Genomic DNA, 13,331 nt, shown 5'->3' with positions numbered 1-13,331 from the left:
ATGTTATACTAAATATAAGTCTGCAAAAAATAACCAACTAACCAAACTATTAACTAATTAAATTAACCATTTATGACTAACTTTTTAATTACTAAAAGCAAATGGAAATACTTTGAAAATCTGGGGATGCTGTTCCTGATGTTTGTATTTTCTGCCGCAGTAAATGCTCAAACCACAGTATCTGGAGTAGTTTCAGATGCAAATGGACCAATTCCTGGAGTTAACATCATTGTAAAAGGAACTAATATTAATACAGTTTCTAATTTTGATGGAGCTTATACCATTCACACATTACCGGCTAACGGTGTTTTGGTTTTCAGCTTCATTGGATACAAAAGCAAAGAAGTAGCTGTTGCCAATCAAACCAAAATAAATGTTACCATTGAAGAAGATTTAAATGACTTGAAAGAAGTAGTGGTAGTAGGTTATGGTACCATGAAAAGAGGCGATTTGACCGGCGCCATATCTTCTATATCAAGCAAAGCAGTTGCGGAATCGGTAACAACTACTGTCGATCAGCTTTTGCAAGGACGTGTAGCTGGGGTGCAGATTCAGGCAAACAGTGGTGCGCCAGGAGCAAGTTCTTCAGTTCGTATTCGTGGAATCAGTTCTTTGAATGGATCAAATGAACCTATATATGTAATTGATGGTGTTATCATCGATGGTACGGCGAGTTCTACGACTTCAAACCCATTATCTTTTATCAATCCTTCAGATATTGTTTCGATGGATGTCTTAAAGGATGCTTCAGCAACTGCGATTTATGGATCAAGAGCGGCAAATGGAGTAATTATCGTTACCACAAAACGTGGAAAAAAAGGAGATTTAGCGCTTAATTTCGACAGTTATGTAGGCTGGCAGGAAATTCCGAAACACTTGGATTTGCTAAATTTGAAAGAATATGGTACGCTTAAAAATACGCGTTCAGATTTAGGCATTGTTCAACGTGACAATACTTTCATCAGACCTGATTTATTAGGAGAAGGAACGGATTGGCAAAAAGAACTTTTCACAACTGCTTTGATGCAGAGTTATAACTTATCAGCTTCTGGAGGTAATGATGCAACAACTTATGCAATGGGAATTGGGTATTTGGATCAGGAAGGTATTGCTATCGGATCTGGTTTTGACCGTTTCAACTTAAGAGGGGTTATTGATTCTCAATTAAAAAGCTATTTTAAAGTGGGTGTAAATTTTGCAATGAGCAAAACAAACCAAAAGACAACGGTTACTGATGATTCTTTGATTCTGACGGCACTTAAGCAAACTCCAAACGTTGCTGTGCGTAATGCTGACGGAACTTTTGACGGTCCAGATACAACTGAATTTGTTCAAAACAACCCAATTGGTCTGGCTTCTATCAAAGACAATCATAATATTAACTATAATATGAGAGCCAGTACTTATGCTGAAATCAGTTTTACAAAAGACTTGAAATTCAAAACACAATACTCTTTAGATTATAGTTTCGTTAATAATTATACTTTCAGCCCTTCTTATACTTTTGGAGCACTTGTAAATGATGTGCGAGAAGGAACAAGAACAAAATCAAATAGTGATTTTTGGCTTTGGACAAATTCGTTGAATTATAATAAAACTTTTGGTTCGCACAATATTAATGCAATGGTTTCTCAAGAGATGCAAGAGTCACATTGGGAAAATCTTTACGGTTATCGTTCAGGATATTTGACTAATGGAGCAACAGACTTAAATGCTGGTGATGCGACAACGGCTAAAAACTCAAATGCAAGTAATACAAGTGCTTTAAAATCTTATTTTGCTAGATTAATATATTCTTTCAGTGATAAATATATATTGACAACGACTATTCGTCGTGACGGTTCTTCAAAATTTGCTGAAGAAAATCGTTGGGGCTGGTTTCCATCTGCTGCTGTAGCCTGGAAAATTTCAAATGAGGAATTTTTAAAAGACAGTAAAGTGGTCAACAATATGAAGTTACGTGTTGGTTGGGGAGAAGTAGGTAACCAAAATGTACCAAACTTCGCTTATACTTCAACATATAATGCTTCTGCAACAAATTGGGGAACAGGACTTCTTGCGGCAAATACAGCAAATAAGGATCTAAAATGGGAAACTTCTTCTCAGACAAACATAGGTCTTGACTTAGGATTTTTGAATAACAGAATTGAATTGACTACAGATGTTTACTATAAAAAGACTAATGATTTGCTTTTACAATTGCCTCTTCCTGCATATGTTGGTACAACAGGACAAGGCGCAACATCTTCTCCTTGGGTAAACGTTGGTTCGCTTGAAAATAAAGGTGTTGAGTTTACATTGAATACTTTGAACATGGACAGAAAAGATTTCACCTGGAGATCAAATGTTACGTTTTCAATGAACAGAAGTAAAGTTCTTGCCTTAAATACTGAAACAGGAATTTTGAATAAAAGCATTCAGCAAGGTTCTGATGTGACGATTGTTACACGTACAGCTGTTGGGGAGCCAATTGGTCAATTCTACGGATACAAAGTAATCGGTCGTTTTGAAAATGCTACTGACTTTTATTATAAAGATAAAAACGGTGTAGTACAGCCAACTGCTTTACCTGAAGGAATGAAAATTGGTGAAAACGGAGTTTGGATTGGAGATTATATTTTTGAAGATATCAATAAAGATGGTGTAATTAATGAAAAAGACCGCGACTATATTGGTAATGCAAATCCTGATTTCACTTTTGGTGTTAATAACTCATTTTCTTTCTTAGGTTTTGATGTAAGTGTTTTGGTAACGGGTTCTTACGGGAATGATGTTGCAAACTACCAAAGACGTTGGTTAGAAAACCCTCGTGAAAACACAAATTTATTGACTTCAGCTTTAGGATATGCACAATTAGAATTAATTGATCCAACAGGACCAAACGATTATCGTAATGTTCACATTGTTGGAGGAGATCCTTATATGCCAAGGATTGCAGCTTCATCAGCGGCTTCGTCATCAAATTACCGTTTCAGCAACCGATTTATAGAAGATGGTTCTTATGTGAGAATTAAAAATATTTCGATTGGATACAATCTGCCTCAGAAATTATATTCTAAATACGGAATTTCAAATATCAGAGTGTATTCAAATGCTCAAAATATTTTGACATTCACGAAATACAAAGGGTATGATCCAGAAGTTGGTTCGTTAAATCAAGATGCTCTTTTAACAGGTATCGATAACGGGCGTTATCCTTCGCCAATGATTACTACACTTGGATTAAATGTTAATTTCTAAAATATTGCTAACGATGAAAACAAAAAAAATATTATACTCGGTTCTTTTGATCGCATTACCATTTGTTTGGACTAGTTGCAGTGATCTTTTAGATGTTGAACCCGAAGATCAAATTACAAAAGAAAACTTTTATCAGTCAGAAGCCGATTTTCAGGCTGCGACTGGACCGCTTTACAATAAAGTTTGGTTCGACTTTAATGACAAATTTTATTATGGTTTAGGTGATGGACGTTCGGATAATTTATATGCACCATATTCAGATTATGTTTATCCTTTTACAGACTTGTCTGAAACAGGATTGACTGGGCCTTTAGTTTCAGCTTGGGGATCATTATATAATGTTGTGCAACAGTCTAATAATGTCATTATTGGTATTTCAGATAGTAACGTAAATACGACTATTAAAAACAAATATATTGCCGAAGCTCGTTTTATGAGAGGAACTGCCTATTGGTATTTGGCATCACTTTGGGGTGACGCTATTATTTCTACAGATCCAAGAGAACTGGTTAAAAATCCAGTTGTAAACAAAAGCCCGATGAAAGATGTTTATGAATTTGCAATTCGTGATTTAGAATTTGCTGCAAAATATCTTCCGGAACAAGCGGGTCAGGCTGGACGTTTGACAAAATATAGCGCTTACGGAATGCTTTCTCGTGTTTATTTGTCTTTTTCTGGAGTAAGCGATAATCCAAACAGCGGTACAAGAAAACAAGAATATCTTGATTTGGCTAAAAAAGCAGCCGAAAAAGTAATCAATTCTGGGCCGTACAAATTATTGGCTAATTATGCTGACTTGTTTAAAATTGACAATAACAATAATCCCGAATCGATGTTTGCACTTCAGTGGGTTCCAAACGGTGATTATGGAGTAAACAATACACAACAGGCGTATTTTGCCTTAGGTTCTGATATTACAGGAGATGACGCAGCTTGGGGTTACTGGACAAGAGCTTCTTATGATGTTCTGAAAGAATATGAATCTAAAGACGCTCGTCGTAAAGCAACGTGGATGGGTGATGATGATTTTTATGCAGAAATAAACAAATCAAATGGAGGCTATACGGTTGATCATACAAAAGATTTCTTAACCGTGAAAAAAGGCGTTGTAGGTTCTACGAAAGACAATCCGAAAACAACTCGTATGAATTCAGGTTTAAATACTTATATGTTGCGTTTAGGAGAGGTTTATTTGAATTATGCTGAAGCTGCTTTAGGAAACAATGCTTCAACTGCTGATGCATTAGCAATTGCAGGAGTAAATGCGCTTCGTTTGCGTGCAGGACTTGATCCAAAAACAACTTTGACTTATGCTGATATTATTCACGAAAGAAGAGTAGAATTATGTATGGAAGGACAATATTGGTATGATTTGGTTCGTAGATCATACTACAAACAACAGGAAGTAATAAACTATGTGACGGCTCAAAATAGAGGAACTATTGTGCCAATTTTGTATGATAGTGCGACAAATGCGGTTTCAATAGATCCTTCAAAAAGCAATAGTACACGTTCTATTGGCGTGATTGATGCCACTATTTTCCTTTTGCCTTATCCGGAATCTGAATTGGTTCAGAATCCGTTGTTGAGAGAAAATCCGGTTCCGTATCAATTTACAGAAGAAAAAATCAAAGACTTATTCTAATCAGACTGAAAATAATAAATCTAAAAGAAAGATTATATGAAATATATTTTAAATAAAAAGTATTGGGCACCCATCGCATTTCTTGGGATGATGGTTTTTAGCATGCTTTTTACTGCCTGCGACAATAGTGACGGTGCAAGTAAACAAATAGTAATAAGCAAAGTATTTCTGGAAGATGTAAATTCAACTGTTCCTGACAGAGAAGTGAGTTTCGCCCGTTTAGGTCAGACATTACGTATTGAAGGTTCTGGATTTACAGGATTAAGAAGAGTATTTATAAACGGATATTCAACCTATTTTAATGTTGTTTTTGTTTCTGATAATTCAATGATTGTTAGTGTTTCTGCTGACACGCCAACAATTGAAGCAGATCCTGCAGCAAGAAATACAATTCGTTTTGTAAATGATAATACTGAAACGACTTTCAATTTTGATATTCGTTCAGGCAAACCTGCAATTACTGCTATTTCGAATACAATGCCTAATCCAGGTGAAATTATTACGGTTTCTGGTTCGGGATTAACAGAGATAAAAAAGGTTGTTTTCCCTGGAAATGTTACGGTAACAACAGGAATTGTTTCAGATCCTGACGGTGAATTCTTTATTGTTAAAATGCCAAGCGGCGTTTCAGATAATGGAGGTTCATTATTTGTTGAAGGTTCAAACGGTGGAGTTTACTCTCCGGCATATTTCAATTTCAAAAAAGGATTGCTTCTTAATTTTGACGGACAAGGACAACACGGATATTGGGGAACAAGCACAAGTATGATTCAGCCAGCAGATTTGGAATCGGCCACAATTGGAACTGGTACAGTTTCACAAGGAAAATATGTTCCGCATCGTCCAGCTCGTATTGCTTCTTTTGATGCTGGAAAAAATCGTCTTTCAGAAGTTTGGACTGCAGGAAACGGAGTAGATAATTGGAGAACACAATTAACACCATATATTCCAGCAAATACACCTCTTGATAAAGTTGCATTTCAATTTGATGTTTTTGTTCCAGATGCATGGAAAGATTCTGGTTTCTTAAAAATATGTATGATTAATAATTTTAATGGAGGAGAATGGGCAGGAGCTGTTTATAATTATGTTCCGTGGATTGTTGACGGAAAATCAGTTGATTTTAAAACAACTGGCTGGCAGACTGTAACAATTCCGTTAAATAAATTCTATGCTTGGTCTAAAGAAGCTTATACTTTCGAAACTGTTTTGGCATTCCGCGAGGCTGCAACTTATCAGAATTTCGGAATCTATTTCGAAAACTCTAATGTGAAGCTTAAAGATGTTACAGGAACTGCAAGTGAAGTAGAATTTGCTGCAAAAGCAACTTCTGTAAAAGTGTACACAGACAACTGGAGAATTGTTTCTTTAAACACACCAGTTTATAACGATTTTAACTAAAAAAGCATCAAAATGAAATATAAAAATATACTTCCAATAGCTGCCTTGTCTTTAATGTTTTTATCATCTTGTGATGATAATTTAATGGACTGGGAAAAAGATCCGGAGCATGGTGCTGTAACTGGCGCAGAGCTTCCATTAGAATTAGTTGAGAAAATTGGCCGTTACGAGCCATTAAAAAACTACACCAATTTCGTTCTAGGAAACGGAATTGGAGCAGATTTATACATGAGCGATGCCGCTTACCGCAAAATTGTAAATGAAAATTTTGACGAAGTGACGCCAGGTTACGCGATGAAACACGGCGCAATGGTAAATTCAAAAGGAGAAATAAATTTTGCCACAATTGATGCTTTTATTGCCGAAACAAAGAAAGCAGGTTTAAAAGTTTTTGGTCACACTTTAGTTTGGCATTCGAATCAAAATGCAAGTTATTTGAACAGTATTATCGCGCCAACGGTAATTCCGGGTTCAAGTGGGACAAATATTTTAGATATTGCTGGTTTAAAAAGCGGTGCATTTACAAACTGGGCAAGAAATAATCCTGGAAAAGGAATTTCGGTGGTTGCAAATTCTGGACTTACAAGTACTTCACAGGCAGTGCAATTGCAGTCGAGCGCAACATCTTCTGCGGCATATAATTTACAGTTGACATCACCAAATGTTCCTATTAATGCTGCTCATAATTATGAAATCTCATTTTACATTAAATCGGATGTTGCTGGAAAAGGCCGACTTTCGTTTAATGCATCTTTGACAAATCAATATCCTTATAAAGATTGGTATGCTACAGGAGGATCTTGGACAGAAGCTTTTGCAACAACTTCATCTTGGCAACAGGTTAAAATTAAACTGGCTCCAGGCGATTTTAAAGCAGGAAGTACTACTTTTCAGTTTAATATCGATTTGGGTTATTTGCCAAATGTGACGTATTTGATTGATGTTAATACTTTGGCAGTTGTTGATTTAGATGCGCCTGTAGGAGTTACAAACTTGGTTTCCAATGGTAAATTTAATACAGATATCAACGGATGGTCAAAATACAATGGAGCAACCGATGCTTTAAGTCTTGCCGGTGCTGCAAATGCATACGAAGGAAACGGCGCAATGAAAGTAGTAAATGCTACAAGCGATGCTGCAAATCAATGGAAAACACAGATCCATTCTGATTTTACTTCTACGCTAACTTTAGACAAAGATTACACAATTTCTTTTATGATTCGTTCAGAAGCAACAGGTTCTGTACGTTGTTCAACAACTGGAACAACAGCGCATTATCAAGGAGATCAAGCAACTTCACCAACTTGGAAACTGATTGAATGGAAGTTTAAAGGTAATGGAACAGAAACTGGATTGAACTTTGACTTAGGAGGAACTGCAGGAACGTATTATATAGATAATGTGGTTGTTTCTGACGGAAGTTCAAGTGGAGGCGCAACTCCTCCAGTAAACATCGATAAAACGGATGCTGAAAAAACAATCATCATTGGTAACGCAATGGCAGACTGGATCACTAAAATGATGGCGCATTATAAAACAAGTGTTTTTGCTTGGGATGTTGTAAATGAGCCAATGAAAGAGGATGGAACTTTAAGAAATGGAACAGAAGGTGATACAGCTACAGATTATTTCTCTTGGATTAAATATTTAGGAAAAGATTACGCTGTAACTGCTTTTAAATTAGCGCGCACAAACGGAAATGCTACAGACAAACTTTTTATCAATGATTATAATCTTGAATCAAGATTAGACAAATGCGATGGATTGATCGAATATGTAAAATATATTGAAAGCAAAGGCGCTACAGTTGACGGAATTGGAACTCAAATGCACATTTCGTTGACAACGGATAAAGACAAAATTGTTCAAATGTTCCAAAAATTAGCAGCTTCAGGAAAATTGATTAAAATTTCTGAGCTTGATATCAGATTAGGAACTGCAACACCAACAGTTGAACAACAGGCTTCTCAGGCAGCAATGTATCAATATGTTATCGATATGTACAAAAAGTATATTCCGGCAGCACAGCAATACGGAATTACAATTTGGGGTGTTTCTGACAGCGTTAAAGAGCATGAATTCTGGCTTCCGAATGAGTCGCCAAATCTTTGGGATGCAAATTATGTTCGTAAACATGCTTACAAAGGAACTGCCGACGGACTTGCAGGAAAAGATGTAAGTACTGGATTCTCTGGTGAATTAGTAAAAAAGTAATAGTTTCATTTTAAAATAATCCATGACACAAATTCCATTTCGGGTTTGTGCATGGATTATTTGTTTTCGTAATTTTTAAAATAATAAGAATGCTATATTTTCTAAAAAAGAGATTTTTTCTGCTTTTTATACTGTTTATTCAGTTTGGATTTTCTCAGGAAAAAATTCCAAATTTTCAAAAAAGAGGAAATAAAACGCAGTTGATTGTCAATGGAAAACCATTTATAATTCGTGGAGGAGAATTGGGAAATTCGTCAGCTACGACTATGGAAAGCATGGAGCCAATTTGGACCAAACTGACCGATATGAATTTAAATACGGTATTGACGCCAATTTATTGGGAATTGATTGAAAAGGAGGAAGGCAAATTCGATTTTTCGTTGGTTGATGATTTGATTATGAGAGCCAGAAAAGAAAATCTGAAATTAGTATTTCTTTGGTTTGGTTCCTGGAAAAATAGCATGTCAAGCCACGCACCAGAATGGATGAAGCTAAATCAAAAAAAATACCCGAGAATCAAAGATGATAAAAATAAAAGTCATGAAATCCTGACGCCTTTCAGCGAAAATAATCTAACGGCCGATGCGAATGCTTTTCAGAAATTGATGAAACACATCAAAGATTTTGATCAAAAGGAGCAAACCGTCATCATGATTCAGGTTGAAAATGAAATTGGAATGTTACCAACTGCCAGAGATTATTCTCCACAAGCAAATATTGCTTTTAAGAAAGAAGTTCCAGTTGATTTATTAAGATACATGCAGTCAAACAAGGAAAAATTAGTTCCTGAGTTTTTAGAAATCTGGAAAAAAAATGGTTCTAAAACCAAAGGAAACTGGGAAGAAATCTTCGGAAAAAGTCTTTCCACAGATGAAATTTTTATGGCTTGGTATTTTTCAGAATTTACAAATAAAGTGGCAAAAGCAGGAAAAGAAGCCTATTCAATTCCGATGTTTGTAAACGCCGCCTTAAATGCACCCGAAAAGAAACCGGGCGAATACCCAAGTGCCGGACCATTACCTCATGTAATGGATGTTTGGAAAGCTGCAGGAAAATCAATTGATTTTTTATCACCCGATTTCTATAATCCTAATTTTAAGCATTGGAATAACTTGTTCACGCGTCAAGGCGATCCATTGTTTATTCCAGAACATCGTTTTGATGCGACTGCGCCGTTCAAAGGTTTGTACGCAATCGGACATTATGAAGCAATTGGTTTTTCGCCTTTTTCGATTGAATCTGTTGCCGATGCGAAGAAAGAACCTTTGGGCAAAATTTATGAATTGGTAAAACAATTAACGCCTGTTATTGAAGCAAATAAAGGACAAGGAAAGATTGAAGGTGTTTTATTGGACAAAGAAAATCAACAACAAATTATTCAGTTGGGAAATTATGAATTTACATTCAAGCATGATTATACTCTAAATTGGTCAGATGGCGCCAAAGAAGCGGTTTGGCCAATGACAAGCGCGATTATAATTGAAATTACCCCAGATGAATTCTATATTTCCGGCTCCGGAATTGTAGTGACTTTTAAGCCTTTAAAAAATAAAGAACTAAATGTAGGAATTCTAAAAATAGATCAGGGAATTTTTGAAAACGGAATTTGGAAAACCATTCGCCATTTCAACGGAGATCAAACACATCAAGGCCGACATTTAAGAATTGCTGTTGACGATTATGAAATTCAAAAATTAAAATTGTACTCATATGAGTGAATTTTAAGGCACAAAGAGACAAAGAGACAAAGTTGCCTAAACTGCGTTTCATATAGCAAACCCTACAGATTTTTAAACCCTTTAGGGTTTATTCCTTTTAAAGGTTTGAGCAAAATCCTTTGTTACTTTGTCTCTTTGTTTGTTACTTTACATCTAAAGAAAAAGTTGTTTTTTCAATAGAAGAAAGCGTCAATGCCGCGGCAAAACTGGTAAAAACCGAATAATCCAAAGGCGCTTTTATAGAAATTGCGATTGTCATAGAAACTGCAAAAAGCAACATTAATCCAGCTGTTCCTAACGCAGCATATCTGGTTTTAAATCCGATGATTAAAAGAAGACTAAAGGTAATTTCGAGGAAAGTAGCTATTACACCCAAAATTTCTGCAAAAGATTTACTTGCAAAAGAATTCAGTGTTTGAGTATAAGCAATAAAGTTTTCCCAATTTCCCCAAGCTACTCCCGGCGCTCCCGGCGCACCCCAAAAACCAAAACGGTCTGCAACAGCAGAAAGCATGGTAATTCCTAAAAAGATTCTTAAAATAAAACCGGCATTTGATAAGGATATATTTTTCATTTGGATAATTTTTATGTAAAAGTAAAAATATGTTGGGTAAATTTGTGTGCCAATTTTTATAAAAACTACAGCCCAGATGTTGCCATATAAATCATTAATTCAAATTGACCGCGAATCTTCTGTAACATTGTATATTCAGGTTTGCAATACTTTTATAACGCTGATTACGAACGGAACTCTGAAACCGTCCGATATATTGCCAAGTTCTCGTGTATTATCGGAACTCATTGGCATTAACAGAAATACGGTAAAATTAGCTTATGAAGAATTAATAAGCCAAGGCTGGGCAGAATCAATTGACAGAAAAGGCGTTTTTGTACTTTCTAAATTACCCATAATTTCAAAAGTAAAATTACCCGAAAACGATAAAAATCAACGTCAGGAAGGTTTTATTTGGGAAAATAAATTTCAGAAAGAAATTATTATCTCAGGAAAAAGCATCCAGAAAGATCAAATCATTATTGATGATGGTTTTCCCGATGTTCGCTTAGCGCCGATTGACCAGCTGATGCGCGAATATCGAAGTTTGTCCAAAAAATTTTATGGCAAAAATTTTCTGAAATATGGCAGTACAATGGGTTCAGAAAATCTACGTTTGTCCATTTGCGGTTATCTTTCAAATACGCGTGGTTTAACAGTTTCTCCCGAAAATATTATCATTACAAAAGGCAGTCAGATGGGAATTTATCTGGCTTCGCAATTGATTTTGAATCCGAATGATACGATTGCTGTAGGCATTTCGAGTTTTACAACTGCCGATGAAACTTTCAAATATTCCGGTGCAAATTTAGAACGAATACCGATTGATGAAAACGGAATGGATACTGATTATTTGGAAGAAATTCTGAAAGACAAAAAAATAAAAGCAGTTTATATTATTCCGCATCATCATTGTCCTACAGGTGTTACAATGAGTATGGAACGTCGTTTGAAATTATTAAATCTTGCTAAAGAATATCGTTTTGCGATTATCGAAGACGATTATGATTTTGATTTCCATTACGAAAACAAACCGTATTTACCTCTGGCAAGTATTGACCACAATCAAAATGTGATTTATATCGGATCTATTTCGAAGACTTTTGCGCCTGCGTTGCGAATTGGTTTTATGATTGCATCTCCCATGTTTATTGAAGCTGCGGCAGCTTTACGAAAAATGATTGACAGACAGGGAGATACGCTTTTGGAGGAAGCTTTTGCAGTACTATTTGAAAACGGAGAAATGGAAAGGCATTTCAGAAAATCATTAAAAATCTACAAACAACGCCGAAATCATTTTTGTGACATTCTTCAATCTGATTTTAAAAATGAAATTGAATTCAAAATTCCAGAAGGCGGACTGGCAGTCTGGGCAAATTTTCATCAAAATATTAATTTGGAGAAAATGTCAAATGATGCTTCTGCAAAAGGACTTTCAATAAGCAATGGAAAGTTTTATAAAAATGATTTTTTCCATACAAATGCAATCAGAATGGGATTTGCTTCTTTAACTGAAAATGAAATGGAAAAAGCTTTTGTAATTTTGAAGAAGGTTCTTCAATAAAACTTCTGGACTAGTATTGATTTTAAAATTGGATTATTTTGGATTTTGATAACAGCTGTAATTTTGGATAAAAACACATTATGGAAACGATTTATCAAATCAAAAAAATTGAAACCGAATTAGAAATTGAGCAATGCTGGGATGTTGCTTTTGTTTTAAGGCCGCATTTGGATAAAACAAAATGGCAATCAACTATAGCCGAAATGATGCAAAACGAAAAATACAGCATCACAGGAATATTGGATCAAAACAAAGTAGTTGCCTTTGCCGGTTATCGAATTATGACTTCGCTACACAGCGGAAATATCATTTATATAGATGATTTGTGCACTTTAGAAACGCATCGCGGAAAAGGTTTTGCAACACAATTATTGAAACATGTTGAAGGAATTGCAGTTTCTCTTGATAAAGATTATGTTGTTCTAGACACTGGTTTCACAAATAATACTGCGCAAAAAGTCTATCTTAAAAATGGCTTTGCATTAACGGCCGTTCATTTATCTAATAAACTGAAATAGGGACAGAGAGGCAAAGTAGCAAAGGGACAAAGCTTTTTACTGCACTTTTAACTTTGTTACTTTGTCTCTTTAAAAAAATCCATTTTCTTTATCAATAAAAGCCCATTCTGCCATTGCTTGAATAACAGGCATCAAACCGTTTCCTGCGGGACTTAAACGATACGTCACAAAAGGAGGAACAACAGGTTTTGCTTCTCTAATGATAAGATTATCAGCTTCAAGTTGTTTAAGATGTTGAATCAGCATTTTTTCACTAACGGCTGGAATCGCTCTTTTTAATTCACTGTAACGCTGACTTCCGCCAGAAAGGTGATATAAAATAATAGGTTTCCAATAACCGCCAATTTTCTCCATTACATACGTTACGGGACATTTTTCTAATGCATATTGCTTATTTTCCTGAATTGTAGAAGATTCTTTGATGGCTGTCATTTGTGCATACTTTAGGGTAAGTACTTGTGTAAAAGTAAGTACAAAT

9 protein-coding genes are annotated in these 13,331 nt (G+C 35.5%); 7 read left to right on the top strand and 2 right to left on the bottom strand.

The annotated features are described in order from the left end of the window. Positions 1–72: 72 nt before the first annotated feature. The 5 genes from FN795_RS02050 to FN795_RS02030 all read left to right on the top strand — a co-directional run bounded on the left by FN795_RS02050 (position 73) and on the right by FN795_RS02030 (position 10,218). The gene (locus FN795_RS02050; protein WP_142449144.1) at positions 73–3,240 is read left to right on the top strand and encodes a SusC/RagA family TonB-linked outer membrane protein; all 3,168 of its coding nucleotides are present in this window, start codon (positions 73–75) and stop codon (positions 3,238–3,240) included. A 13-nt stretch (positions 3,241–3,253) separates the two neighbouring features. Then, a complete protein-coding gene (locus tag FN795_RS02045) occupies positions 3,254–4,885 on the top strand; it encodes a RagB/SusD family nutrient uptake outer membrane protein (RefSeq protein ID WP_142449143.1) in 1,632 nt (543 codons plus the stop codon). Between the two features lie 36 nt (positions 4,886–4,921). Next, on the top strand, positions 4,922–6,286 hold the full coding sequence (locus tag FN795_RS02040; RefSeq protein WP_142449142.1) for a glycan-binding surface protein: 1,365 nt from the start codon (positions 4,922–4,924) through the stop codon (positions 6,284–6,286). Positions 6,287–6,298: 12 nt separating this feature from the next. Then, on the top strand, positions 6,299–8,500 hold the full coding sequence (locus FN795_RS02035) for an endo-1,4-beta-xylanase (protein WP_142449140.1): 2,202 nt from the start codon (positions 6,299–6,301) through the stop codon (positions 8,498–8,500). An 89-nt stretch (positions 8,501–8,589) separates the two neighbouring features. Beyond that, the gene (locus FN795_RS02030; RefSeq protein ID WP_142449138.1) at positions 8,590–10,218 is read left to right on the top strand and encodes a GH35 family beta-galactosidase; all 1,629 of its coding nucleotides are present in this window, start codon (positions 8,590–8,592) and stop codon (positions 10,216–10,218) included. A 142-nt stretch (positions 10,219–10,360) separates the two neighbouring features. Here the strand turns inward: FN795_RS02030 and FN795_RS02025 are convergent, their stop codons facing one another. Continuing rightward, positions 10,361–10,792 carry a DoxX family protein gene (locus FN795_RS02025; RefSeq protein ID WP_142449136.1) on the bottom strand — a complete coding sequence of 144 codons (432 nt, stop codon included), beginning with the start codon at positions 10,790–10,792 and terminating at the stop codon, positions 10,361–10,363. 76 nt (positions 10,793–10,868) lie between these two features. On the opposite strand from FN795_RS02025, the gene pdxR reads away from it, so the two are divergent. Continuing rightward, positions 10,869–12,335, top strand: a complete 1,467-nt coding sequence (pdxR, locus tag FN795_RS02020; RefSeq protein WP_142449134.1) for a MocR-like pyridoxine biosynthesis transcription factor PdxR — start codon at positions 10,869–10,871, stop codon at positions 12,333–12,335. Between the two features lie 80 nt (positions 12,336–12,415). Continuing rightward, complete coding sequence (locus tag FN795_RS02015) at positions 12,416–12,853, top strand: GNAT family N-acetyltransferase (RefSeq protein WP_142449132.1); 438 nt, start codon at positions 12,416–12,418, stop codon at positions 12,851–12,853. 69 nt (positions 12,854–12,922) lie between these two features. Here the strand turns inward: FN795_RS02015 and FN795_RS02010 are convergent, their stop codons facing one another. Then, entirely contained in the window at positions 12,923–13,285 is a 363-nt protein-coding gene (locus FN795_RS02010) for a winged helix-turn-helix transcriptional regulator (RefSeq protein ID WP_142449130.1), read from the bottom strand. Between the last annotated feature and the right edge of the window lie 46 nt (positions 13,286–13,331).

Source organism: Flavobacterium resistens, from assembly GCF_900182645.1.
Lineage (GTDB): Bacteria > Bacteroidota > Bacteroidia > Flavobacteriales > Flavobacteriaceae > Flavobacterium > Flavobacterium resistens.
The sequence above is the reverse complement of the archived record's forward strand: the minus strand, read 5'-3'. Positions and strand labels throughout refer to the sequence as shown.